At 50.1% G+C, this 25,963-nt stretch carries 26 protein-coding genes and 1 other annotated feature; of the genes, 2 read left to right on the top strand and 24 right to left on the bottom strand.

The genetic code is table 11. The features are described 5' to 3' along the window. Positions 1-38 precede the first annotated feature (38 nt). Complete coding sequence (locus tag FS806_RS11275; protein ID WP_144936013.1) at positions 39-887, bottom strand: DUF421 domain-containing protein; 849 nt, start codon at positions 885-887, stop codon at positions 39-41. Positions 888-1,092: 205 nt separating this feature from the next. Next, complete coding sequence (locus tag FS806_RS11270) at positions 1,093-2,406, bottom strand: ArsB/NhaD family transporter (protein WP_144936010.1); 1,314 nt, start codon at positions 2,404-2,406, stop codon at positions 1,093-1,095. A gap of 169 nt (positions 2,407-2,575) precedes the next feature. Between FS806_RS11270 and FS806_RS11265 the strand changes: the two genes are divergently transcribed. Both FS806_RS11265 and FS806_RS11260 read left to right on the top strand, forming a co-directional pair. Beyond that, positions 2,576-2,965, top strand: coding sequence for a TIGR04086 family membrane protein (locus tag FS806_RS11265; protein ID WP_144936007.1), 390 nt, complete (start codon positions 2,576-2,578; stop codon positions 2,963-2,965). Between the two features lie 83 nt (positions 2,966-3,048). Beyond that, positions 3,049-3,885 (top strand): phosphatase PAP2 family protein, encoded by an 837-nt coding sequence (locus FS806_RS11260; RefSeq protein WP_144936004.1) that lies wholly within the window; start codon positions 3,049-3,051, stop codon positions 3,883-3,885. Positions 3,886-4,049: 164 nt separating this feature from the next. On the opposite strand, the gene yajC is transcribed toward FS806_RS11260, so the two are convergent. From yajC to FS806_RS11150, 22 genes are all read right to left on the bottom strand, one after another. Further along, positions 4,050-4,364 (bottom strand): preprotein translocase subunit YajC, encoded by a 315-nt coding sequence (gene yajC, locus FS806_RS11255; protein ID WP_144936001.1) that lies wholly within the window; start codon positions 4,362-4,364, stop codon positions 4,050-4,052. A 36-nt stretch (positions 4,365-4,400) separates the two neighbouring features. Continuing rightward, positions 4,401-5,537, bottom strand: coding sequence for a tRNA guanosine(34) transglycosylase Tgt (gene tgt / locus FS806_RS11250; protein ID WP_144935998.1), 1,137 nt, complete (start codon positions 5,535-5,537; stop codon positions 4,401-4,403). A 56-nt stretch (positions 5,538-5,593) separates the two neighbouring features. After that, positions 5,594-6,700, bottom strand: a complete 1,107-nt coding sequence (gene queA / locus FS806_RS11245) for a tRNA preQ1(34) S-adenosylmethionine ribosyltransferase-isomerase QueA (protein WP_144935995.1) — start codon at positions 6,698-6,700, stop codon at positions 5,594-5,596. A 9-nt stretch (positions 6,701-6,709) separates the two neighbouring features. Further along, entirely contained in the window at positions 6,710-8,800 is a 2,091-nt protein-coding gene (locus tag FS806_RS11240) for a SpoIID/LytB domain-containing protein (protein ID WP_144935992.1), read from the bottom strand. A 244-nt stretch (positions 8,801-9,044) separates the two neighbouring features. Next, a complete protein-coding gene (locus FS806_RS11235; protein ID WP_144935990.1) occupies positions 9,045-9,482 on the bottom strand; it encodes a thiol-disulfide oxidoreductase DCC family protein in 438 nt (145 codons plus the stop codon). Next, positions 9,479-10,486 (bottom strand): Holliday junction branch migration DNA helicase RuvB, encoded by a 1,008-nt coding sequence (gene ruvB, locus FS806_RS11230; RefSeq protein WP_144935987.1) that lies wholly within the window; start codon positions 10,484-10,486, stop codon positions 9,479-9,481. The genes FS806_RS11235 and ruvB overlap by 4 nt, the downstream gene beginning before the upstream one ends. Before the next feature lie 36 nt (positions 10,487-10,522). Then, entirely contained in the window at positions 10,523-11,146 is a 624-nt protein-coding gene (ruvA, locus tag FS806_RS11225; RefSeq protein ID WP_144935984.1) for a Holliday junction branch migration protein RuvA, read from the bottom strand. Beyond that, positions 11,143-11,646 carry a crossover junction endodeoxyribonuclease RuvC gene (ruvC, locus tag FS806_RS11220; RefSeq protein ID WP_144935981.1) on the bottom strand — a complete coding sequence of 168 codons (504 nt, stop codon included), beginning with the start codon at positions 11,644-11,646 and terminating at the stop codon, positions 11,143-11,145. Before ruvC ends, ruvA begins: the two co-directional genes overlap by 4 nt. Before the next feature lie 331 nt (positions 11,647-11,977). Further along, positions 11,978-12,658 carry a BofC C-terminal domain-containing protein gene (locus FS806_RS11215; RefSeq protein ID WP_144935978.1) on the bottom strand — a complete coding sequence of 227 codons (681 nt, stop codon included), beginning with the start codon at positions 12,656-12,658 and terminating at the stop codon, positions 11,978-11,980. Positions 12,659-12,729: 71 nt separating this feature from the next. Next, the gene (locus FS806_RS11210) at positions 12,730-14,961 is read right to left on the bottom strand and encodes a LysM peptidoglycan-binding domain-containing protein (protein WP_144935976.1); all 2,232 of its coding nucleotides are present in this window, start codon (positions 14,959-14,961) and stop codon (positions 12,730-12,732) included. 248 nt (positions 14,962-15,209) lie between these two features. After that, positions 15,210-16,088, bottom strand: coding sequence for a branched-chain-amino-acid transaminase (gene ilvE / locus FS806_RS11205; protein WP_144935973.1), 879 nt, complete (start codon positions 16,086-16,088; stop codon positions 15,210-15,212). Positions 16,089-16,094: 6 nt separating this feature from the next. Beyond that, positions 16,095-16,970, bottom strand: a complete 876-nt coding sequence (gene pheA, locus FS806_RS11200) for a prephenate dehydratase (protein ID WP_144935970.1) — start codon at positions 16,968-16,970, stop codon at positions 16,095-16,097. Positions 16,971-17,140: 170 nt separating this feature from the next. After that, positions 17,141-18,115, bottom strand: coding sequence for a homoserine kinase (gene thrB / locus FS806_RS11195; RefSeq protein ID WP_144935967.1), 975 nt, complete (start codon positions 18,113-18,115; stop codon positions 17,141-17,143). Between the two features lie 21 nt (positions 18,116-18,136). After that, positions 18,137-19,198 carry a threonine synthase gene (gene thrC, locus FS806_RS11190; RefSeq protein WP_144935964.1) on the bottom strand — a complete coding sequence of 354 codons (1,062 nt, stop codon included), beginning with the start codon at positions 19,196-19,198 and terminating at the stop codon, positions 18,137-18,139. Between the two features lie 42 nt (positions 19,199-19,240). Then, on the bottom strand, positions 19,241-20,527 hold the full coding sequence (locus FS806_RS11185) for a homoserine dehydrogenase (protein WP_144935962.1): 1,287 nt from the start codon (positions 20,525-20,527) through the stop codon (positions 19,241-19,243). 241 nt (positions 20,528-20,768) lie between these two features. After that, entirely contained in the window at positions 20,769-21,221 is a 453-nt protein-coding gene (locus FS806_RS11180; protein ID WP_144935959.1) for an ACT domain-containing protein, read from the bottom strand. 261 nt (positions 21,222-21,482) lie between these two features. Continuing rightward, positions 21,483-22,790: a GTPase ObgE gene (gene obgE, locus FS806_RS11175; RefSeq protein ID WP_144935957.1), complete on the bottom strand. Its 1,308-nt coding sequence runs from the start codon at positions 22,788-22,790 to the stop codon at positions 21,483-21,485. A gap of 55 nt (positions 22,791-22,845) precedes the next feature. Further along, the gene (locus tag FS806_RS11170; RefSeq protein ID WP_144935955.1) at positions 22,846-23,580 is read right to left on the bottom strand and encodes a Spo0B domain-containing protein; all 735 of its coding nucleotides are present in this window, start codon (positions 23,578-23,580) and stop codon (positions 22,846-22,848) included. Positions 23,581-23,742: 162 nt separating this feature from the next. Beyond that, on the bottom strand, positions 23,743-24,054 hold the full coding sequence (gene rpmA, locus FS806_RS11165; RefSeq protein WP_144935952.1) for a 50S ribosomal protein L27: 312 nt from the start codon (positions 24,052-24,054) through the stop codon (positions 23,743-23,745). After that, the gene (locus tag FS806_RS11160) at positions 24,048-24,404 is read right to left on the bottom strand and encodes a ribosomal-processing cysteine protease Prp (protein WP_144935949.1); all 357 of its coding nucleotides are present in this window, start codon (positions 24,402-24,404) and stop codon (positions 24,048-24,050) included. Before FS806_RS11160 ends, rpmA begins: the two co-directional genes overlap by 7 nt. A 13-nt stretch (positions 24,405-24,417) precedes the next feature. Beyond that, complete coding sequence (rplU, locus tag FS806_RS11155; protein WP_144935946.1) at positions 24,418-24,729, bottom strand: 50S ribosomal protein L21; 312 nt, start codon at positions 24,727-24,729, stop codon at positions 24,418-24,420. A 12-nt stretch (positions 24,730-24,741) separates the two neighbouring features. After that, positions 24,742-24,831 (bottom strand) — a sequence feature (ribosomal protein L21 leader region). Between the two features lie 97 nt (positions 24,832-24,928). Further along, the gene (locus FS806_RS11150) at positions 24,929-25,585 is read right to left on the bottom strand and encodes an HAD family hydrolase (protein ID WP_144935942.1); all 657 of its coding nucleotides are present in this window, start codon (positions 25,583-25,585) and stop codon (positions 24,929-24,931) included. Between the last annotated feature and the right edge of the window lie 378 nt (positions 25,586-25,963).

Below are 25,963 nucleotides of genomic sequence, written 5' to 3'. Positions count from 1 at the left end.
CATGACGAATAAGGCGCCCCAGGTCAGGCGCCTATTATTCATTTTTTATCCACAAATAATTTCCCCTTATGATCAATAGAACAGAAGAACACTTCTTTAAAATCGTTAACTCCATTCGTCTGAAGCTCATTTTTTAGCCAGAAACGAGTTTTACCGATTTTGTCCAAATTTTTATCCTGCACCTTTCCGTCCATAATAAGGGGAAGGGGCAACCCTTCGTAGCGGACTTTTTCCTTTGCCGGTTTGGCCGGAGGATTGACTGTTTGCGCCTGGGCCTGAGTTTGAGCCTGTGCTTGCTTGGACTGTTTGTTTTTCTTCTTCTTGCCCGCTTGCCCCTGTTGTTTGGATGATTGGCTAGAGGACTGAGGCTGGGGCTGGGGCTGACTTGCCTGTTGAGTAGATAGTGATTGACCTTGCGGTAATTGCTGAGCTTGATTTTTTTGCTTTTCTACTACCGTAAGCTTTCCTGTAGTTTCCAAAATGGCGAATTCAACATCGGAAACATTCGTAATTTTGTTTTCGCGCAGCTGAAGGATTAAATCATCCAAATTATACCTTTGTTTCTTCATTTCTTTTCGGTTCAATTTTCCATTTTTAATCAAGTAACTGGGCTTTCCATCCATAAATACCCTGAACTTCCGGCTATAGAGCATGATATAGGCAAGGCCAACCTGAATCACGAGCAGGATGACGATGGGCAATAACCCTTCCCAGAAGGGCTTATCTTCATCCTCGATAACGAACACCGCAATTTCGGCAATCATTATGGAAATAACAAAGTCGAATACAGACAGCTTGCCGATTTCCCTTTTGCCCATAAGTCGAAGCACGATATAAACAATAACATACATGGCAATGGTTCGAGTGGAAAGAATCAGAACGTCCATTGTAACATCCTCCTGTTCCCTGCTTGCACTGTTGCTCGACAGAACGAAAGGTTCAATGGGTATTCTGACCTTTACCTGCTGCTCTCATGCAATAAATCCTTGTCTAATTGCTGGCAATTCGCCATCGGCCTTGTTCCAGAAGAGATTAAGGATCGCTAGGGTTGAACCATTTCAAATCTTCCTATATTTTCAATTGCGCCGCCGGTCATAGTAAGACAAAATAAACATATACGGACGAAATAACAAGAGAAATCAGGGTTACCGGTGCTCCTACTTTAAGAAACTCCATATAAGAAAATGCTTTTCCTTCCTTCTTGGCCATTCCAGCTACGATCAAATTGGCTGATGCGCCGATCAACGTTCCATTGCCTCCCAGGCAAGCCCCTAACGCCAAAGACCACCAAACCGGGTTCAAAGCGGACGGATCTACATTAAGCTGAGCTCCCATATCTTTAATTAGAGGAATCATAGTCGCTACGAACGGAATGTTGTCTATTGTTGCCGAAGCAAACCCCGAGACCCACAGAACCAGCATTGCGGTAAAAGCGATATCCCCTTCCGTAATCTGCAGCATCCCTGTAGCCAAACTGCGAATAACCCCGACTTCAATCAATCCGCCAATAAGCACAAATAGTCCTGCGAAGAACAAAATGGTGACCCACTCTACCGATTGAAGCATCTCTTCAACATCATTATCTTTAACGGCCACCAGCATTAGAATCGTAGCCCCGGCCATGGCAATTACGGCGACTTCAAGATGCAGGAGATGATGGATAAGAAAGCCGATAATCGTTAATCCAACAACGATTAAAGATTTTATAAGCAAGGGTTTATCCGTTATGTAGCTTCTTGCGCTCAGCTTCATTAATTCTTTGCGCTCCTTGGCCTGCACCTTGAGCTGTTTGCCGTACAGCAGCTTGAAGAACAATAGGGTCACACCAAGAATAATAAGAATAACCGGCGCCAGATGAATCAGAAAATCAATAAAATTAAGATGTGTAGCCGAACCAATCATAAGATTGGGGGGATCACCGATAAGGGTTGCCGTTCCTCCCATGTTGGCCGAAATAATTTCGGCAATAAGGAAGGGAACCGGATTCAGCTTGAGAATACGTGTTACAGAAAACGTAATCGGCACCATTAGCAGTACCATAGTCACATTATCCAGCAAAGCCGAGCCTCCTGCAGTAAGCAAAGAGAGCAGAATCAGAATCCGGATCGGGTCCCCCTTGGCTTTCTGCGCCGCTCGGACCGCCAAATATTGAAAAACACCGCTTTTGCTCGTAATTCCTACAATGATCATCATGCCGATTAATAAAAATATCGTTTTCCAATCCACGTAGGATTGGTAGGCTGCCTCGAAATCAACCAGACCCAGGATGATCATCAGGATAGCGCCGGCCATGGCAATCACTGCCCGGTTCCATTTCTCCGCAACAATCAGTGCGTAGCTGACCAGGAAAATCACTACAGCAGCAACGACTTGCCAGGTCGCCGCTTCCATCGATAACTCGTTCATAGTTGCACTCCTTTGTGTTTCGATTGTGCTAATTGAAGATTATACATAAATCTTCCAATCCCGTCTATTACCTGCTCAACCTTTCCCTCCTTTGTACTAATCACTCCTGCTTGGCCATACAATGTACAAGGATGAGTTTTGCATTCCCAAAAGTAAGGAGGAAAGCTATATGGAAACCAAGAACGACACTTCCCGTGTACGGATTCAATCCCCTATCCTGTCCGGCCTGCTGTATGCCTTCATCATTATGAGTATTGCGGCTGTCATTACTTCTCTTATCCTTATGCTAACGGATCAAAAAGAAGACGCGCTCCCTGCATACGCATACATTATTCATACCATTTCTTTATGTCTGGGAGGATGGGTTGCCGGCAGGAAGGCGGAAATGAAAGGATGGTATTACGGGGGGATTCTGGGGCTGGTCTATAGTGTGATTATAATTATGATCGGTTTCCTCGGATTTGATAAAGGCTTTGACTTAAACACGATTTTATTCAGCGCAGCGAGCTTCTTTATCGGGGCTCTGGGCGGCATTATAGGCGTAAATACCCATAAATAATTACCATTTACAATCCGTCCTAATGTGATATAATACGGTTCGTTGTGTTTTTGGGCGACAGACAACCACATTAGGAGGAATCCATGATGTTTAACTTCCACTCTATGACAGGGGTAACCATCTGGACCATTGTTGCCGTCATTGTATTGTTAGGGCTCGCTGCAAGAGCGAATCCCATAACGGTGGCCGGTTCTTTCGTAAGGGAATTATTGTCATCCCGCAAATACTTTCTTCATTTTGCGGCTGTTATAGCCATCTTGTTAGTAAATAGGCTCGAACTTTGGGTTGAGGAGAAATTACCTGCCCAGACCGATTTTACACCGGCCATCTTTCATTTGGAGGGTAATCTGGTAGCTTCCATACAGCACTTTTTTGAACATCCGACGCTGACATGGCTCTCTTCCTTCTTCTATGTTGTTGTCTTTCCGGCGGTCATGATCGTCTCCATTGCCGTGTATACCTTTCACAAACAGCAATCTCTTTTTTATGCGGTTTGTTATGCCATCATCGGCAACTATTTGGTGGCGTTCCCGTTTTACCTGTTTTTCCCGGTTTTTGAAGTCTGGTCTTTCCATCCCGACGTACGTCTTCTGATTTTGGATTCGTTCCCGACCTTTGAAGAAACTTATCGTTCTCTATCAGGTCTGGATAATTGTTTCCCAAGCCTTCATACTTCGCTATCCGTTACTATGGCCGTTATCGCTTTTAAATCAGGGAACCGGTTCTGGAGCTGGTTTGCGGGCCTAACCTCGGCCTTCATCATCTTCTCCATTTTTTATTTGGGGATTCATTGGGTTACGGATATGGTCGCAGGAGTCGTGCTTGGCGTTAGCGCTGCGTTGGCAGGCATGAAAATCAGCGAAAGAAAAACGGGAAAATCCAAAGCGTACCACTCTCGGAATGACAGCCTTAGTCAGTAAATTGTCAATTGCTGGGGAGCTTTCGGAGAACGAATGTGTATAACTGTGAGACTGACTTTGCTGCGGATAAATGTACGAAACTATCTCACAAAACGCAAAAAGAGCCTGAACAGGCTCTTTTTTTGGATAGTCTATGTACATGATCATTCTGCGGCGACGCTCTCTTATGATTCCGAGTTTGAGGAGACGACGGAATTAATCGCCGATCTTTCGAAGGTCATCTTGGTCGCATCATTCACCCGCAGCACGCATGTATCGTCGGTAATCTCGATAATCGTTCCGTGCAGCCCGCCGATGGTGATAACCTTGTCTCCCTTCTTCAAAGCTTGCAGCATCGCATTTCTAGCTTTCTGCCTCTTCTGCTGCGGTCGCAGCAACAAGAAATAGAGGATCAGGAACATTAAGGCAATCGGCCAGAGGGACAGAAGCAAATTGCCAGTACCCACTGGCTCAGCCGCCGCTTCAGCCATATATCTCATTAACATTCACCCCTTTCCACTTCGACCCCGATTTCTTTAAAATCCGCTTGAGTTGCTATTCATTCCATACTGCTCGAAGAACTCATCCCTGAAGTCCTGTAAACGGTCTTCACGGATAGCTTGTCTTACCTTGCGCATCAATTCCAACAGAAAATGCAAGTTATGATACGTAGTCAGACGAATCCCGAACGTTTCATCCGCTTTCAACAGATGGCGAATGTAGGCGCGGGAATAATTGGAGCAGGTGTAGCAGCTGCATTCCGGATCGAGAGGCCCGAAATCATCTGCAAACCTGGCGTTGCGGATCACCATCCGTCCCGAGCTGGTCATCACCGTGCCGTTGCGGGCGATCCGTGTTGGAAGGACACAATCGAACATGTCTATGCCGCGCATCGTTCCCTCTATCAACGCGTCCGGAGATCCCACTCCCATTAAATACCTTGGTTTCCCTGCGGGAAGCAAAGGAACAGTGTAATCCAGCACCTCGTACATCAATGCTTTAGGTTCTCCTACACTCAGTCCACCAATAGCATAACCCGGGAAATCCAACGAAGTCAACTCCGCCGCACTCTGTTTTCTTAAATCCTCGTACATCCCTCCCTGAACAATTCCAAACAAGGCCTGTTCGTCCGGACGGGCATGACTTTGAAGGCAGCGTTCCGCCCAGCGGGTGGTCCGTTCCAACGATTGCTTGCAGTAGGAATGATCCGCCGGATAAGGAGGACATTCATCGAATGCCATCATGATATCCGAGCCGAGCGCATTCTGAATTTCCATAGCCTTCTCCGGAGAGAGGAACAGCTTATCCCCGCTGAGATGAGAACGAAATTCAACCCCCTCTTCGGAAATTTTGCGCATTTCGTTCAGGCTGAACACTTGAAATCCGCCGCTATCGGTCAGGATGGGCCTGTCCCAATTCATAAAGCGGTGCAATCCCCCCGCCTGCTTAATGATTTCGTGACCGGGACGCAGGAACAGATGATAGGTGTTGCTTAAAATTATATGCGCGTCCATCTGCTTTAATTCTTCCGGGCTCATAGTTTTGACCGTTGCCTGAGTGCCAACGGGCATAAAAGTGGGAGTCTCTATCACGCCGTGAGGAGTATGAACACGTCCCAGGCGCGCCCCCGTTTGCTTGCAGGTTTTAATTAATTCATAAGTTACCGCCGCCATAACCGCTCATCCCTTTTCTCTTTTCGCATTAAATGTAGTACCGGTTTGCCTGGCCGTTAATAGATAAACATGGCATCTCCAAAGCTGAAGAAACGATACTTGTGTTGAACAGCTTCCTCATAAGCTTTCAGTATGCGCTCACGACCGGCCATTGCGCTGATCAGCATCATTAATGTAGATTTCGGCAGATGAAAGTTCGTCAAGAGAGCGTCCACAAGCAGAAATGGCACCCCCGGGTATAGAAATATATCTGTCCACCCGCTGCAGGCCTGTATCTCTTGCAGTGCTTCCTTGTCCTGTACCATTGGTCCGGCTCCCAGTCCACAAACTCTTGCTGCCGTTTCCAATGTTCGCGCCGATGTTGTTCCCACAGCAATAACGCGGCCCCCGGAAGCCCTGGTTTCATTGATGGCATCGGCCGTCTCCCGGGGTAAGCTGTAGTACTCCGCATGCATTTCATGCTCCTCAACGCGGTCGACAGATACCGGGCGGAACGTCCCCAGACCAACATGCAGGGTTACATAAGCGATACGGACCCCTTGCCGCTGCAGCCTTTCCAAATATTCGGTCGTAAAGTGAAGCCCTGCCGTCGGGGCCGCCGCAGATCCTTCATGCTTCGCATAAACGGTTTGATAACGCTCCCGGTCTTCAAGCCTTTCCTTAATATAAGGCGGAAGCGGCATTTGTCCCAGGCGATCAAGAATCTCGTTGAATATTCCTTGATACTCAAATCGCAGAACCCGGCTCCCCATTTCTCCCGCTTGCTCCACCACCGCTGTGAGCAGCGGCTGACCGGCGGAAGCGGGGGCCCCCTCCGATGCATCGCCCGAACCGAACTCTATCCGTGAGCCTTCCTTGAATCGTTTGGCCGGTCGCAGCAATACTTCCCAGCGGTCTTCCCCCAACGATTTGAGGAGCAGTACTTCTGCCTTGGCACCGGTATCTGCTTTATAGCCAAAAAGCCGGGCTGGAATGACCCGCGTATCATTTAACACGAGTAAATCCCCGGCTTTCAAATAACTTTCCAACTGCTCAAAAAGATGGTGTCCGATCCGGCCCGTCTGCTTATCGAGAGTCATTAACCGGGAATGAGTCCGGTTCTTCAGAGGTGTCTGAGCAATTAATTCTTCGGGCAGATGATAATTAAACAATTCTACATCCATAGATATTATTCAGTCCTTAGTAATGGTAACTCCCTTATAATAGTGTTCCAAAATTTTCTTATAATCATAACCTTGCTCCGCTAATCCGCGGGCACCCCATTGGGACATGCCCAGACCGTGTCCGTTGCCTTTGCCCCTGAATATAAATTTCTGGTCCTTGGTCGCCAGACGTACGTCACCGGCCCCGTTCAATACCAAGAACTCGTTGGGCAAAGCGGCGCTTGGCGAACTACCTTGTACTACGTACATAGATAATGCGGATTCCGGGTAGGTCCGGGATACATCATTTGCTCCCAGTATAGTATACCTTCCCGTTTCTTCAATTTCAAACAGGGTGCTCGGAAGGCCTCCCAGCAGGGTACGGATGGCATCGGGATACTGTACCCGGACGGCTTGGCCGTTAGCCTTAATTTCGAGAGCCCTTCCGCTAGGCCCCCGCTTGGATACTTCCAGGCTTCTGAGCGGCCCGGCCAGAGGCTCCGCCAGCTGCTTATTCATAATACCGGTCATTTCAGCAGACGTATAGGTGCCTCTTATCCAGGAATAGGCATTGCTCTCGATCACTTCATCTAGAACAACGATTTTATCCCCCTGGTTTACTTTATCAACAGCAGAAGCTCTGTTCGTATCAGGAAAAGACCGGACATTAACCCCGTTCTCCGTAGGCTCGTAATAAGACAGGCCCGCTGCGTTCTTGGACCCGGTATCCTTTAACAAATCGGATCGGATATACCCGGTCTTCCCGTTAGGCAGCCACACAAAGTACCAGGTAAGCTTGCCCTTCTCCGCTATCGAATCCGGACTGTTTACACTTGCGTAATTGGGGGCCGGATTTCCCCAAACCTCTTCGGATTCGGCGGTAATCCCGCCTCCGTTTGAATAAAATAACGGACTGAAAATTCCCTTGCCCATTACCATGACCTCTCCGGCGGTCGCATTAACGGCCTCGATCACATCGTCGAATTCTACACCATTGTAGGCCTGATCGATGGTACTGTCCGTCACATGGGCGATTTCATATTTCATTCCCTTCTCCAGAGCATAGCTGCGGGCAGTTACCGCTTGTGCCTTGAGAGCCTCCATGGGCCAGCCCTGGCCCATCTCCGTGCTCACGACGGAATATAAATAGTGTTCCAAAGGAAGCTCATTCACTACAGCAAGCTTCCCGCCGTATTGACTTAACTCGAGACTGCCGCGATAAGAGCGGTTGTCTTTCTCGGTTACTTTAATTCTGGATTGCTGGGATGATGAAATCCACAGCTTGCTGCCGGCATTGAATTGCAGATGCGGCAGCGTTTCTCCCATTCCCTGAGTACGATCATCCCGCTTAACCGCATACGGTTGCGAAGTATCGACCTGTACCAGCGCCAGCTGCGGCATCACCTGCAGAGCTTGTGCCTGTATGGCGGCCATTCCGGTCTGGTCGGCCTCTTGTCCAATCCATGCGGAGAAAGCCGGGTTCCCGGCGCCATCCTCATGATAAGCGAGCACAGCCGGCAGTCCGGCCTGCTGCAATTCCGTTACCCGGGCCGAAGCTTCCGCTTCCGTAGAATAAGTTCCCGCACTCCAACGGAGAGGGCCGGTCAGGGACTGGGCAGACGCCGATGCGGCCAAGGAGGAGTCGGCCTTTACCTTGTCCCGTGCCGCTGCGGCTAAAGCAGCATCGGCATAACCGCCGATCCCAACCTGATAAACTTCCTTACCCTGCTTGGCTGCAGCAAATAATGTGGAGGAATAGCCGGCTTTAACCAGTTTATCGTAATAGGCTTTAGCCGCCGTATACTGATCCGTCTCCATCAGAAGAACGCCATATTGATCCAGGCTTGCCCGCAGGGCCGACGGAGCCCCGTCCGGCACAATTGTGGGGCCGGCAGCTTGACGGAATCCGATGCTGAGCCCGCCATTCGTCGAGACGGTAACTGCAGGTACGGAAAGTTTATACTTAGGCGATTCAATATATAAAGCGACCCGGATCGTATCCGTAGTGGCGACGGAGGCTTTAGCCGCTGGAACCGGTCCCGGAAGTACCGGCGAGCATACAATGCTAAACGCAACTACCCATTTCAGCCATTTCGAACGCTTAGATTGTGGTTGTGTCATTGACAGGTTGTCTCCTTCATCATTCAGTTTAACGTGAGAGCTATGGACAGCCCCTGTAGAATATAGACTCCTGCCTCTGGAAAAAGTTGCACGCGATTTCCCTGAAGCCAAGGATAAACGGCTATCGCCGTCCTTAGGACGGGCGCGTTTACCGATGAAATATAAGAACAAGTATAAGTCGAAACTTATACTTTCTTATATTTCCAAAAAACCTTATCACAGACGATAAGGTTCATTCTTGCTCTTATCTCTTCCCCGACTCAGGCTCTTCCTTCTTATCCATTGGCAGATGAAGTTGACAGCTCCCCGATTCACAATCTTCGTTCCGTCCGAACAGCTTATACCGATTGTCGGCGATCCACTTATAGATCCGATCGGCCAAAGGACGTAGGAAAGGAATACGATACAGAACCGCAATCCATCTCCACCCCTTAACCTTGGACATAATCCGGCAGACAGCCTCTGCTCCGCGGTAAACCTCATTCTGTTCATCGATAACATGCAACTGAGATTGCAGTTGTTCTAGAGTCAATCCTTCGGGAAGCTGCGAAATTTCGGCCTCCTGATAAGGAAGCATAATCAGTTCGCTGCCGACCTCCAGCCGGCTCAGGGTATCCACCGTTCTTCTGCACAGAACACAATGGGCGTCGTAGAGTAAAATAAGGCGCTGTCCGTTCTTCATTCCTTCTTCTCCGGCGGCTCTATCCCCAGATGTCGATAAGCATGAACCGTTGCCATTCTGCCGCGGGGAGTTCTCTGCAGGAAGCCGATTTGCAGCAAATAGGGCTCATACACATCTTCGATAGTCTGTCCTTCTTCCCCGATGGTTGCGGCAATCGTATCCAATCCGACCGGCCCCCCTCTGAAATGGGTAATGATGGCCTTCAGCATCTTATGGTCGATCTCGTCAAGCCCAAGCTCATCCACCTTAATTAAACGGAGGGCAACCTCGGCGATTTCCTTCGTAATCATCCCGTCCCCTTTGACCTGGGCGAAGTCCCTTACTCTCTTCAGCAGTCGGTTGGCAATACGCGGAGTGCCGCGGGAACGCATCCCGATTTCCATGGCCGCCTCGCCCACCATCTCCACCTGCAGAATTTCGGCAGCCCGGCTCACGATATAGGCAAGCTCCTCGTTGGTATAATACTCCAGCCGGCAGACCACCCCGAAGCGGTCTCGCAGAGGAGCGGACAACAGCCCAGCCCGGGTAGTAGCTCCAATCAGGGTGAACGGCGGCAAATCGAGTCGGACGGAGCGTGCGCTAGGCCCTTTGCCGATAATAATGTCCAGAGCGAAGTCCTCCATCGCCGGATACAAGACCTCTTCCACGGTGCGATGCAGCCGATGAATCTCATCGATGAACAGCACATCCCCCTCTTGAAGATTGGTCAGGATCGCGGCCAGATCGCCCGGCCGTTCAATAGCCGGACCCGATGTTGTGCGAATGTTGACTTCCAGCTCGTTCGCGATAATATTCGACAAGGTTGTCTTCCCGAGACCGGGCGGACCGTAGAGCAATACATGATCCAGCGCTTCCTTGCGCATTTTGGCTGCTTCTATGTAAATTTTCAAGTTTTCTTTAGCTTGTGATTGTCCGATATATTCAGCCAAATATTTTGGACGAAGACTGAGCTCGACCGCCTGGTCCTCCATCATTAAATTAGCTGATATGATCCGTTCGTCCATGACTGATCCTCCTTATCCCTATGCTCCCCTCAGCCATTAACCTTGAAACAAGAGCTGCAGCGCCGTCTTCACGACCGTGTCTACCGGGTCCGAATCCGCCGCTCTCTCCTTGACCGCAGGCCATACTCTATCGATTTCCGCTTCCGAATACCCCAGCGCCATCAAGGCTTGCTTGGCCTCCTCTTCCGAGGCGGATAATCCTGACATAGGCCTGGAACCCGCACTGGACGCAAGGTCGGCATGACTCCAACCGGCCGTCAAGTCGCCGAGCTTATCCTTCAGATCGAGAATGAGCCGCTGCGCGGTCTTCTTCCCTATCCCCGGTAGCTTGGTCAAGAAGGCGATGTTCTCCTGACAGATCGCTGTAATGACGGCCTCCGGCTGACCCGCAGACAGAATTCCTATAGCTACCTTCGGCCCTATGCCGTTCACCTCGATCAGACGGCGAAACAGCGACTGCTCCTCTCTAGTAGCAAAACCGAATAACAGAATCGCATCCTCACGGACATGCTGGTGGGTAAATAGCGTAACCGGTTCGCCGGAATGTCCTCCCAAGGCGTAAGGATTGGCGCAATAAACCTGATACCCGACCCCCTGAACATCCAGTACGGCGTAATCCTTCTCCCGGTGGACAAGTTGACCTCTCAAAAAATCTATCATCGTTTATATACCTCGTTCATTTTTTGCATAAGGACATAGGAATGGGAATGGCAGATGGCTACCGCCAAGGCATCGGCCACATCATCCGGCTTGGGGACTTGTGACAGCTTAAGGAGCATCTTGACCATCTCCTGCACCTGCTTCTTCTCTGCATTCCCGTAGCCGACTACCGCCTGCTTGACTTGAAGCGGAGTATACTCCGCCACCGGAAGTCCGTTCTGCGCCGCTGCCAGCATCAAGACTCCCCGGGCCTGCCCGACTGTAAAAGCGGTCGTAACATTCCGATTGAAATACAGCTTCTCGATGGCTACCGCCTCGGGCTTATATTTGTCAATCAATTGCAGCGCAGCGTCATAGACTTCCTTGAGCCGCAAGGAAGGCTCCGTGTGGGCCTCCGTCTGGATGCAGCCGTACTGTACCGGAACCAAGCGGCTTCCCAGCTTATCGATAAAAGCGAACCCGACAATCGCAATCCCCGGGTCAATTCCCAATATTCGCAATAGCTTTCCTCTCCATTCTCCGCTAAAGCCGGATACGGATATTATATCATCGGTATCCAATTGCCGTTATTCTCACGAAATATAATTAGGGCAGTCCCGGACAAGCTTGGACTTCCAATCATTCCAATCTACAAATCTGCAAACTGGCGAACATATGTATTCCTTGTCATTATAACAGATATTCTCTTCAGTGAGTATACGCCCGGGAGACTTTCCTTCCTTTTTGGCTTGCGGAGAAGCCTGAGAAAACAAACAGGCAGAGAAGGAAAGATCATTCCCTCTCTGCCTGGCTATTCGGAACTGAGATTTGTATTCCATTGAAATGTAAATGTTATTCGCTCTTGCCACCCCGAACCGCATAGTCGCTGAACGTGGAAATAACGCTGTTATAATCATCGAGGTCCAGAATCCGAATTCCGTCATACAACTGATTCAAGGTTTCACTGGGAAGACTGCTTTTCAAATGCTGAACGTTAAGCTGGAAGAACGTCCGGATAATTTGCTCTCCTGCGGGCATTCCCTCAAACAAAGACAAATTGCCGTCCTTGTCGATTCCGAAATAAACATTCCCTTTGCATTTTTCCGATAAATCGTCTATCTGTTCCGTTAAATAAACCTGCTGATTGTCCTGCAAAGATATAACTGCCCTCGGGTGCTGTAAAGAATAGTCGGCAATTTCTCCAGGCTTTAGCCAACCGAGCTGCACGACCTCCTCCCCGCATACGTAATTCTTCTGGTGAAAGACCAGCTTGGGCTCGTTATCCTGCATAAGAACGTCTAAGACAGCCTCATTGCCTTCCTGTAATTCCTCCGGAGAATCAACCCGGGAACTCCATACGGACAAAGATTTTTGCTCCTGCGTTCCGTTCGAAACCGTCCTGTTCTTGTTCCAATAATATGCCGAAGCCGTTACGGATACGCCCGCGGCCAAAATAACGAGCCCTAACGATAACCATCGTTTTTTTTGCTTTAGCAGCTTCTTGAGCTGTTTTAACAGGCTTGATAAGCTCACGGTAATCCCCTTCTTCTGAATTTTTTTTTAGTGTTTCCAGAATGAAGGGGATTATACGTTAATAACCGGATCTAGTAATTAATCCACGGTTGGTTGGTTTTCGTTTTTTTCACGGTGCTGCGTTTTTTCTTCTTACGCGGGTAGGAATGCAGAGAGGCTTTGGTGCCGGATCCTCCTGTTTTGGTACGGCTATTCTTTTTTATTTCAGCGGTTTCCGTATTCTCTGCTTCCTCGCCAGGGGTCGGCTCTTCATTGTCCGTTCCTCTGGAGTTGGAATGCTTCTCTTCTGAGAAGCTGCCGGCATACGGGGCGACCATTGGCCCGTATGTCCATGGGGCTGCCGAGGACCAGTAAGGCGCATAATAAGGGTCTACTGCAGCGGCTCCGTATTGGATTGCCGGCATCCCATACGGTATAGGGCCCATATTGGGGAAAGAACCGGCATTAGCGGCTGCCTCTAGATTCGGCATGGAATTTATCTTCGGCCCGGATTTGGCCTGCGCCGCCAAATTCGCATTTGACGATGCAGACACATTCTCTGCCCCGCTCTTAGCTATCGGTCCGCTGTTCGACCAGTGGCTCATCGGCTGCATATAGCCCCCATCCTGCGGCCAGTGGCTCATCGGCTGCATATAGCCCCCGTCATGCGGCCAGTGGCCCATCGATTGCATGTAGCCCCCGTCATGCGGCCAGTGGCTCATCGATTGCACATTGCCCCCGTCATGCGGCCAGTGGCCCATCGATTGCACGCTGCCCACATTCTGCGGCCAATAGCCCATCGATTGCACATTGCCCCCGTCATGCGGCCAGTAGCCCATCGATTGCACATTGCCCCCGTCATGCGGCCAGTGGCCCATCGATTGCACGCTGCCCACATTCTGCGGCCAGTGGCCCATCGATTGCACATTGCCCACGTCATGCGGCCAGTAGCCCATCGATTGCACATTGCCCCCGTCATGCGGCCAGTGGCTCATCGATTGCACATTGCCTCCGTCATGCGGCCAGTGGCTCATCGATTGCACATTGCCCCCGTCATGCGGCCAGTGTCCTGCCGAATGTATATGACCGCCATCCTGCCAAGTTCCGGCCGGATTTTTATTCTCGGCCTTCCCTTTTTCCTGTACCGGGCTCACATTCGCCATAGGGCTAACGTTTGTCATCTGCACAGAATAAGGCTGAAGGCCCGGATAATCCGCATAGGAGGCATGATGATGCCCTTGGCATCCGCAATCGTGCTTACCCTTAGACTCGTAAGAATAAGGCGCATATTGCGGCTGCGGCAGTACATTCGGGTCAACTCCCGAAAGCTGCGGGAGGTTGGCATACTCATAAGGAGCGTTCAAGGCTGCCTCGTTAGACGTTGGCCAGGAGCTCCAGTCTTGATAAGGGCTCACTTGCGGCTCCACATTTGCATTCGCTTGAGCCCAGCCCGTATATTCCACGGCAGCTTCAACGGCAGGCACATTATACTGTTCAAACAAGTGCTCCGTATACATAATAGAAGGATATGAATGAGGAACCGATTCTTTCTCCAAGGGGGCAACCAAATTCACATTCTCCTCCAGAGCTTCCTGATGTATGTTTTCCTTAAACGGCAGAACGGACGGGTATGCTTTCTCCTCTTCCTTCTCTACCGCCACCTCTTTTATTTCTTCCAATTCCACGACTTCTTTCGGCTCGACCTTTTCCTTCAGAAGTTCTTGTACTTCTTTGGCCTCTTCTTTGATCTCTTCCTTAGCTTCCTTAACCTCTTCTTTAACTTCTTCGATCTCTTCCTTTACCTCCTCTGCCATCGGCAGAATTGGAGCTTCCGGCACAATCGGGGCTGTATTCTTCTTGTGCGGCGGTACAGGCATGGTCATTTCGGGCATAAGATTGGACTCCGCCATAGCATTCATCTCTGCCATCACATTCAGTTCCTGCAGTGAGGCTTCTCCAGGAACATTCGGTTGATTGCCCCCATCAGGATTCCACTTGGGGATATAAACCAATTGTCCGGTCATTAATATACTTGGATTTTTAAGCTGCGGATTGGCGTCAATCATAGCCTTGAGCGGAATTCCCCATTTTTTGGACAATTTCCACAAAGTATCCCCCTGCTTAACAATATGTTTATGTGCAATGTCGCTTTCGGGGGGTTCCATCGGTATGGAAGGGCTCGGAATTTTCACCTTCGTGCCGACATCAATTTTGTCCGGGTCTTCAATTTGCGGATTAAACTCGATCAATTTGTCGAGATCTACATTGTACTTCTTCGACAATTGATACAGCGATTCACCTTTCTTGACGATATGAATTTTCAAGCCTAAAACCTCCTTGTAATGTACGGAGCGAGCCGATGGCCTCAGGCCGACTTCTTCGGTAGCCGGTGTCTCCCGCTCCGCGCCTGGTGATTGAAGCTGGAATCAACCTGACCTTGCCCCCGGCACCTTCACCGTGCCCAGAAATGACATTACATTGTATGCAGGAAATAGGCTTTTGACATCCTTTACGCAAAAAAAACTCCCGCAAGACTAAACCGTCTCGCAGGAGCTTTGTACTTTATAAAAAATTATTCGTAAACTTTAACACCGTCAACTTCTACGATATTCCGGAACTCCTGAAGAAGACGGGTGGTGATCGGGCCTGCCTTTCCTTCACCGATGATGCGTGCGTCCACTTCCCGAACGGCAATCACTTCCGCTGCCGTACCCGTAAAGAACACTTCATCCGCGACATACACATCATGAAGGGTGAACGGTTCCTCTTTGACGGTGTACCCGATCTTTTGACAAATTTCAATAATCGCTGCCCGGGTAATTCCTTCCAGAGCTCCGCAATAGCATGGAGGAGTAAAGACGGTTCCACGCTTAACGATAAATATATTATCCGAGGAGCCTTCGGCTACATACCCTTGGGAATTGAGCATAATAGCCTCTCCGACCCCGGCCAAATTGGCCTGGATCTTAACCAGAATATTGTTCAAATAGTTCAACGATTTGATCTTCGGATTCAATGCATCCGGAACGTTGCGGCGAGTCGATACGGAAACGGTCTTCAAACCGTGAATGTATGCTTCCTCCGGATAGATGGAAAGCTGTTCAACGATAATGATGACGCTGGCTTTGGGCGAGCGCCGCGGGTCCAGACCGAGGTCCCCGGGACCGCGCGAAACGACAAGTCGGATATAGCCATCCTTCAATCCGTTCCTGCGAATGGTTTCCACTAAAGCTTGCTCCATCTCCGAGTACGTCAGGGGAATGTTGAGCATAATCGATTTGGCGGAATCGTACAATCGGTCCAGATGTTCTTTGCATTTAAAAATATTTCCGTTATAAATACGAATACCTTCGAAGATTCCGTCACCGTACAAAAAGCCGTGGTCATAAACGGATACGGTCGCTTCCTCTTTAGTTACATATTCCCCGTTTAGATAGATCCATTGTGACATGGATGACTACACCTCCATATGTGCTGTGTCAGAAGTTTCGTAATTATAGCTGGGATAAGAGCCCAGAATACGGACCTGGCAGCCCAGAGCCTCGATTTCCTCGATGGCTGCCGGCATCAGTACGGAATCCAAGGAGCCTTCCGCATCGATATAGAAATAATAAGTTCCGAGCTTCAGCTTGGTCGGCCGCGATTCTATTTTGGACAAATTGATTCTCCTCCAGGCGAAAGCGGACAGCACTTGATGCAGGGCGCCCGGGTAATCTTCCGGAAGGGTTACAAGCAGAGTTGTCTTGTATTTATTTGCAACTTTGAGCGGCGGTGAAGAATTCCCCACCAGGATGAAGCGGGTGAAATTATTCTGGTGATCCGTAATGTTGGACGCCAGAAGCTCCAGTCCATACTGCTTAGCCGCCAGCTTCGTGCCGATCGCCGCGACAGCGGGGGAAGCCAACTCCCGAACTCTTCTTACTCCCTCCGCAGTGCTGCTGACAAATTCGAACTTGACCTCCGGCAGATGTGCCTGCAGGAAGTTACGGCATTGAGCGATAGCGACATCGATCGAAATGATTTTCTCAATTTCCGCAAGCCCGTTCTCCTGGGGTTGCTTGAAACCGATTAAATTCTGAATTGAGGGATAAATCCATTCCGCTTGGATCTGCAGGTCGCCAAGAACGAGCTGGTCAACATGCAGTTTGACGGAGCCGTCGATCGTGTTTTCAATCGGAATGACACTGACATCCGTGTGACCCGATACGGTAGCGTTATATACGTCCGATATAAAGCTGTATGGAATATATTCGTAAGACTCGTTATTGAAAAAATATTGTGCAGACTCTTGAGATACCGTTCCCTCGGGTCCAAGAAAGGCTATTTTGGTCACGCCCGGACCTCTCCTTTTTATCCTGTCGATCCTCTTTGGCCATTCCAACCTTAAAGTACATACTTACTGTCGGAATTCGCCAAAATATCGAGTTTTTTCTTCTGAATCTTAACACCTGCCATGCGAAATTGCAAGACAGCGGCCTGTTCCCCGGAAGCTAAACCGGTAGTTCATAGCCTGGCTTCCGGGCTGTTACGCACGTTATCCAGGAAGCTCCGCTGCTCATCGAAATGATTGAGTTCTTCAACCCCATGCAGGGCAGGCTTCAACCACATCGTCTGTGCCGGCACTCCCTCCCCTTGCAGCGTCGATAACAGAAAATGCTCCAGCTCGGAACGGCTTTCGCTCTCCGCGTCAACTAAAGCGAGAAGCGTAGGTCCTGCCCCGCTAAGAGCTACTCCTAATGCCCCATAATCCGTAGCCTTGTCCAGTATTGTCTTCATTCCCGGAATCAAGGAGGCACGGTAAGGCTGGTGAAGCGCATCCTTCATCGCATGGCGTATGACATCATATCGTCCGCTGCATAATGCAGCCACCAGCAAGGAAGTGTGGCTGACATTGAAGACGGCATCCTTCAGAGGAACCTGCTCAGGCAGAACCTTCCTCGCCTTGTCCGTAGACAGATGAAACTCCGGAATAGCGACGAGCACCTCTAGATTCGGCCGCGGTTCTATCCGGATATATTCCGCCCGCGAACCATCCCAATAGGCCGTTATAATGCCTCCGAACAAAGAAGCACCGACGTTGTCGGGATGCTTCTCCAAGGCACTGGACATCTGGAACAGCTTGTCATCCGAAAGCGGACTGCCGATCAGCCGGTTCGCCGCCGCCATCGCTCCGACGATAGCCGATGCGCTGCTGCCCAGACCGCGGGTAAGCGGGATCTCGCTGTAAACGGATATTTCCAATTCCGGGCATTCTACTCCCGCCTCCGCAAATACCATTTGTGCTACCTTATAAATCAAGTTGCTTTTATCGGTCGGCACCTGCTCCATATGATCTCCGTAGAGCTGAATCTCCGTGCGATCGGATGCCTTCATTTCGATCCAAGCATACAGGTTGAGGGCCATTCCGAGGCTGTCAAATCCCGGTCCGAGATTGGCGGTACTGGCGGGAACCTTGACGCGGACTTTTGCCTTGTTCATGTCGTTCACTCCGGTTTCTTATTACGATTCGAGCTTACGGATAGCTTCCATAACGGCCTGTTCGTTGTCTTCGACAACAAGCGGCTCCGATTCTACGCTCTTGATGGCGATATTCGGATCCTTAAGCCCATGTCCGGTCAGAACGCATACCACGGATTCTCCACCTGTAAAATAACCTTCCTTCTTGAGCTTCATCACCCCGGCTATCGAAGCGGCCGAAGCCGGTTCGGCGAAAATTCCTTCCTTGGAGGCAATGGTTCGGTATGCGTGCAGAATTTCTTCATCCGTTACATAATTAATCTGCCCTCCGGACTCCTCGGCCGCATTAACGGCACCTGTCCAGCTCGCCGGGTTGCCGATCCGAATCGCCGTAGCTACCGTCTCCGGCTCGCGGATAGGCTCGCCTTTAACGATGGCCATGGCACCTTCGGCCTCAAAGCCGATCATCTTAGGCAGGGAAGAGGTTTTGCCAAGCTCATTGTATTCCTTGAATCCTTTCCAGTAAGCCGTAATGTTCCCGGCATTCCCTACCGGTATGGCCAGATAATCAGGCGCCTTGCCAAGCTGATCGCAAACCTCGAATGCGGCGGTTTTCTGACCTTCAATCCGATATGGATTTACGGAGTTAACCAATGTGATCGGATGCTTGGCCGTAATTTCCCGGACGATTTCCAGAGCACGGTCGAAGTTCCCTTCAATGGCGATTACCTTGGCGCCATAAATTATCGCCTGGGCCAGCTTGCCGAGAGCAATATTATTGTTAGGGATGAGGACGATACAGTTTAAATTGCCGCGTGCCGCATAGGCGGCTGCAGCAGCGGAAGTATTCCCCGTCGATGCGCACATAATCGTCCGGCTTCCTTCCTCCATTGCTTTGGCAACGGCCATAACCATGCCGCGGTCCTTGAAGGAACCGGTCGGATTAAGCCCCTCGTATTTGAAATAAACGTCCAAATCCAGCTCATCCGACAGCTTCTCCGCGCGAACGAGTGGAGTATTTCCCTCATGAAGAGTAATCATTGGGGTACGATCCGTTACGGGTAAATAAGCTTTGTAAGTTTCAAGCAATCCTAGATATCTCATCTTTTCAGACTCCTAATTATAAATTTATATCTTCTTCAGATATCAGCCTTCCACACGATACACGCTTTGCACTCTATCAATGCCGTCCAAAGTTTGGAAATCCTCAAGCACCTTCGTCATGCTCGCCTGGTTGGCGTCATGGGTAATAATAATCAGCTCCGCTTTCGGATTGTTCGGGTTCGGCTGCTGCAGCACCGACTCCAGGCTAACCTCATGCTGTGCGAATACTTTGGCAATTTTGGCAAGCACTCCGGGTTCGTCCTCCACATGGAGCAGCATAAAGTTTTTATAATCGACCTGTTCCGCCGTTCTGAGCTTCTTCTCTTTATACGGGGTAAAGACTCTGCGGCCGCTGACTCCCAGATTCCGGTTCTTGGCTACCGCCACCAGATCGGCCACAATCGAGGTGGCCGTAGGCAGCTCGCCGGCACCCGGCCCATAGAACATCGTCTCTCCCACAGCTTCGCCATATACATAGACAGCATTAAATACTCCGTTAACGGAGGCCAACGGATGGCTTCTGTTAACCATCGTAGGCTGTACCGTAACGCTGATCGAGTCATCCTTGCGTTCCGCTATTCCAAGAAGCTTCACTTCATACCCGAGCTTCTTCGCATACAGAATGTCCTCTTTCGAAATCGAGCTGATTCCCTTAACACTCACATCGTCCAGAGATACATTGACGTTAAAGCCCAGTGTGGCGAGAATCGTCATTTTCCTGGCGGCATCGAGCCCCTCCACATCGGATGTTGGGTCAGCCTCGGCATACCCCAGCTCCTGAGCTTCCTTCAGAACATCCTCGTAGGAAGCCCCTTCCTGGCTCATTTTAGTTAAAATATAATTGGTAGTGCCGTTCACAATTCCCATAATTTTCGTAATTCTGTCCGAGGCAAAGCCTTCCACCAGCGTACGGATAATGGGGATTCCCCCCGCCACGCTCGCTTCATAGAAGACATCGCAGCCGTTCTCCGCTGCCTTGGCGAGAATCTCCTGCCCGTGAAGAGCCATTAAATCCTTATTGGCGGTGACTACATGCTTGCCGCGGCTCAGGGCTTCAAGTATATAGGTTCTGGCGGGCTCAATTCCCCCCATAACCTCCACAACAACATCAATCTCTTCATGGTTGATAATCTCCCACGGATCCTCCGTAAGCTTATCCGGTCCGACAGTAATGCTTCTCTCCTTGCTGCGGTTCTTGACCAGAATCTTCTCTATGGTGAGAGAAGAACCCGTTTGCATGACCAAATCTTCCTGGTGTCCTTCCACAATCCGGACCACGCCCGTCCCTACCGTTCCCAAACCAAGCAATCCCGCTTTTATCGGCTTCATCCACTATTCCCCCATCTTCCAGTCTTTCTATTCTCGTGTATATATGCCCGGCCCTATTAGCTAGGCAAATGAAGCTACTGCAGGTCTGTCCGGAATTCCGGCACCCGCAAGGAAATACATCGCACTAAAATAAATCTGATCGCGGTTCTCTTGAATGGAGATTCCCGTCCATCCTGCTCTCGTTTCCCGCCAATGAGTGGAAATCGTCCCGTTCCCGGTCTCCCGAACCGGTCGGACAAAGCTATCCCTGCCCGATGACGAGTGCTTTGCGAACCCCGTCCATATTATTCAAGGCTTCCAGCATGCCGCTAATCGGATCGTCCATTCGGGAAGTATCTACAGAAATAACGACGTTAGCCATCCCCTGCAGCGGGATGCTCTGATGAATAGTGAGCACATTCCCTTCCAGGCCGGCAATACAAGCCAGCACCTTGGACAAAATGCCTGAACGGTGCTCCAGATTCATGGAGACCGTCACAATTCTCTCCCTGTCCACCTTGTTCAAAGGATAGATGCCGTCTCTGTATTTATAGAAGGCACTTCGACTGATCCCGACCTTGTCGACAGCTTCATGGATCGTCTTCGCTTCGCCCCGGGCCAGCAGGTCCTTGGCCTCCATCGTTTTCAGAACGGCTTCCGGCAATATATCTTCTCTAACCAGATAAAAAGGCTCCCTTTCATTTCTAGCGGACATATTGCCAATCGTCCTCCCCATACATACTTTTGTTTCTATATAGTGGACATTATAACGGATACCCTGCTTGGTGGCAATAGGCAATTATTAACCGCGAGCATGTGCAAAAAGAAAAAACGCAGCCTCGCCTTCCCTCATGGAAAGGCGGTCTGCCTATTTCCGGGGTCACGAGTTTCAATCGTGATTCCCAGGTGAGACTATTGTCTCTCCAGCCCAGCCCCTGTGGGCCGTTATCCCCTATAATCAGATTAAAGGCCGTCTTTACCCCTGCTCAACAAACTCGAACTCAAAATCTCCAATCCGGATAATGGTTCCGTCGGTAGCTCCGCGTTTGCGCAATTCATCGTCAACGCCCATCTTGCGCATAATACGGGCGAACCGCATCACCGCATCATGCGAGCCGAACTGGGTTCGTTTCAACAAGTTCTCAATAGTGGGACTTTCAACGACATAGACTTCGTTCTCCCGACGGATAGTGAAGCCTGTATCGGTCTTTTCTTCGTAACGGTAGATCTTCCGTTCTTCCGCTTCCGGCACTTCTTCCACATGCGGTGCGTCCGGAATGGCGTCCAATTGATCTGCCACCTTGTAGATCAGCTCCTGGATTCCTTCGCGCGTAGCTGCGGAGATAGGAAGCACTTCCTCGATTCCATGGTTCTCCAGCAGAAGCTGCCTAAAGCGCTGCAGCTTCTCTTCCGCCCCAGGAATATCCATTTTGCTGGCAACTACCAACTGCGGACGTTCCTCCAACTTGGCATTATAAAGCTTGATTTCCTCGTTGATCTTGAGCCAATCGTCATAGGGATCTCTTCCCTCTTCCTCAGTGACAGCCATGTCCACAACATGGACAATGATCCGGGTGCGCTCGATATGGCGCAGAAATTCATGGCCCAATCCCACACCTTGATGAGCGCCTTCAATCAGGCCCGGCAAATCCGCCATGACGAAGCTTCTTCCGTCCCCGACGTCCACCACTCCCAGATTGGGTGTCAGGGTAGTAAAGGGATAATCCGCAATTTTCGGCCGTGCGGCCGAAACGACGGAAAGCAGTGTGGATTTGCCCACGCTTGGAAAACCGACAAGCCCTACATCGGCCATCACCTTCAATTCAAGGATAACCCACCGTTCCTGGCCTTCCTCACCCTTCTCGGCAATTTCCGGGGCCGTATGCTTGGCGGTAACAAAGCGGGTATTTCCACGTCCCCCTCTTCCACCCTTGGCGACTACAACTTCTTGACCGTGTGTGGTAAGATCGGCGATGATCTCTTGAGTATCGTCATCGATAACGACCGTTCCCGGCGGCACCCTAACGATCATATCTTCCGCATTGGCGCCATGCATCGATTTATTCCTTCCTTTAACGCCGCGCGGAGCCTTGAAATGACGCTGATACCGAAAATCCATCAGCGTCCGCAGCCCTTCGTCCACGCGAAAGATGACGTCGCCTCCGCGTCCTCCGTCTCCACCCGCCGGACCGCCTTCGGGAACATATTTTTCCCTCCGGAAGGCAACTATTCCGTCTCCTCCATCGCCGCCTTTTACGTAAATCTTGGCCTTATCTACAAACATAAACGGTTCACCCCGAATTTCCTACATCTATAGTATAGATACGCACAGCTTGTTCTCATATCCGGCCCGCTGCATTCTTAAATCGGCAGGTAAGCACGACATGGTTCTGACCGATTTCCTCCTCTATGTAAACCCGGCTGTTATTCCGGCGTTTCTTCATCGCCGTCACAGCCTCTCCCAGCAGATCCTCGCGATAATTTCCGTCATAGACAAAGTCAAGCAGCAAGTCCGTGTCCTCCAGCCCTATTTCGATGCTTAGCCGGTTTGGTTCCCCGTCGCTCCCTTGCGCACAGCCGCAGAAACATTCCACGGTCTCCTTCAGCAGGGAGGTCACCCCGTCCTTCTCTACATTTAGCTGTGCCAGATTAATTTCCTGCTCAACGTTTACCTCCAATTCCAGCGGGCGCTTGTCCGCACGAAATGACATCAAATACGCGATTAACGAAGAAGAGCCCAACTTGGCCATGCAGCTTTCCTGATGCATTCTTGCTTTTATTTTATCCATATAAGGCTGCATACTATCAAATTTCTTGAGCTTCATTAAACCGAGCAGCACTTGAAAATCATTCATCCAATCATGCCGATGATGACTCACCGTCTGTATAAGCCGATCATCACAGGCCGCTTGCCGGCGGGCTTGCTCCAGCCTGAGGAAAGCATAACCGCTTACAACCAGCAGTGCAGCGAACGACCAGCGTGCAAAAAATGGCATCGCATATGCAGCAAGACTTAATAATGAGGCAACAAAAATAACCAATGTCAATGCCTGCAGCAATTTCATCCGGCTCATGGCTTGCACCGTCCCCTATGGATTCCACATTGTTCAAGTATAGCATTTTCCTACTCGAACTGCATCCGCCTAACTTAAGAATGATCCGGCGAATGTCATGGGACACACTGTTCAGAGCGAAAAAAACTCCGGCAGAAGCTGCCGGAGTCTGTTCACCGTTGATTATCTTTCTACTGCTGCTGCTACAGGGGCAGCTTCAGCCGGGTAGACGCTCACTTTCTTGCGATCGCGGCCCCAGCGTTCAAACTTAACAACGCCTTCCACTTTCGCAAACAAAGTATCGTCGGAACCGATGCCGACATTCGTTCCCGGATGAATCTTGGTTCCGCGTTGGCGAACCAGGATGCTTCCTGCCGTTACCAATTGGCCGTCGGCACGCTTGACACCCAGACGCTTGGCAATGCTGTCACGTCCGTTCTTCGTGGAACCGACACCCTTCTTCGATGCGAACAACTGAAGATTTAACTTCAACATGTCTGTCTACCTCCTTTTCCCAATTTATTCTTAACCGTTATATAGGAACCGTATGATTGTTCAATGGATTTCAACGTGACCACCATAGCTTCCAGCAGCAGCTGAAGCTTCTCCTCTTGCTCCTGCGGGAGTCCGTCCGGAAAGCAGGCCGTAAGCCAGCCGCTCTTCATCTCGGTGTCCGGTGCAATGCCTAGCAACTCTTCAACGGCATTAATCGTTCCGATCGTTACGGCCGAAACACCGGCACAAACGATATCTTTGCCGGATTCGGCAAAGTCGGCATGTCCTTTCACAGAGAAGGATTCAATGGTCTCATCCGATGCCCGTCGCGTAATGATTACTTTAATCATCGGAAGGCTCCGGTTACGCTTGAATCTTTTCGATCACTACTTTAGTGTACGGTTGACGGTGTCCTTGCTTGCGGCGATAGTTCTTCTTAGCTTTGTACTTGTAAACGATCACTTTGCGGCCTTTGCCCTGCTTCTCCACTTTCGCGGAAACCGAAGCGCCGGATACGACCGGAGATCCGATCGAAACGCCTTTGTCTCCCGAAACGAGAAGAACACGGTCGAAAGTAACCACATCGCCTTCGTTAACATCCAGCTTCTCGATGTAAATAGCATCGCCTTCTTGAACCTTGTACTGCTTTCCGCCAGTTTCGATAATTGCGTACATTCGTTGCACCTCCTCATGTCTCAGACTCGCCATCGTCCAGGTGGCCTTGCCCTTGCGGAGCCCGGTCTCTTGATAACCCGACATGCGCGGTTACAGCATGCTGCTGCAACATACTGAATCATTCTATCATATTATATCCCGTAAATCAATTCAAAAAATTAACGATAGCCCAGCGGATGGCCGGAATTCTTCTGCCCATTCAGCCGAGGCGGGCAAGCACCTCTTCCAGCCCCATATCCTTCATGGAGTTCAGGCGCAAATCATAATGTCCGAAGGTCAATTGTTCAGTCAGCTTGTTCGGGACAATGACACAACGCATATTAGCTCTGATAGCAGCCAAAGCCCCATTAGGAGAATCTTCAAAGGCTACTGCCTGCTGCGGATTCACCCCCAAGGCATCCAACACGTTGAGATATAGCTCGGGATCGGGCTTAACGCGAACCGCATCTTCATGCGTCCGGATACATTCAAAATACGGGACCAGCCCCAGCTCCTCCAAGTTCGGCATCACCCAACTCGAAGGGGCGCTCGAGGCCAAGCCGATCCGCAATCCCATCCTCCGTGCGGCTTGCAAATAATCCTCCACCCCGGGTCTGGTCTTCTCCGTATGAATAAGTTCAGCATAGATTTCTCTCCGGCGTTCTCTCAGACGTTCTCGTTCCAGCGTCCTGCCGATGGAAGATTCCAGGTAGGAGTATGGGCAGAAGGTATTCGTATCCCCGCCGATTCTGCTGCTGTATAATTCAAGGGGCAGCTCTACTCCATATTCTCCAAGCAGATTAACAAATGAATAGTATTCATACGTTTCCGTATCCCGGATCAGTCCGTCAAAATCGAAAACAACCGCTCGGATCATCCATGTCTCTCCTTCCCTAAAAAAGAGATGTATTATTTTATTACGTTATCACTTTACCATATTAAAATAATATCATATTATTTACCTTTGGCAACCTTCTTGCTCCATATAATCCCTTTTTTTCTAAGTCCTTTTGTTTCTCAATACCCGGGAAGTCTTTCCTACCTGGATCAACGGGCCCATGCCTTTCCTTTCGAGGAGGCACAATAGACCTACGCCTTTCTTTTTTCAACATCAGGCAGCCTTTTATGATAAATGTAAAATAACTCCATTTTACGAACTTTGTTTTTGGCCGAAGCCTGGTCGAGTAGGCGGGGCCTTTCCTTCGAGGATTGTGCCCCTTACCCCTCACAGATCCGTACGTGCGCAATTAACGCA

This window comes from Paenibacillus sp. 32O-W (assembly GCF_007679495.1).
Classification (GTDB): domain Bacteria; phylum Bacillota; class Bacilli; order Paenibacillales; family NBRC-103111; genus Paenibacillus_L; species Paenibacillus_L residui.
This window is presented reverse-complemented; position numbering and strand designations above follow the sequence as displayed.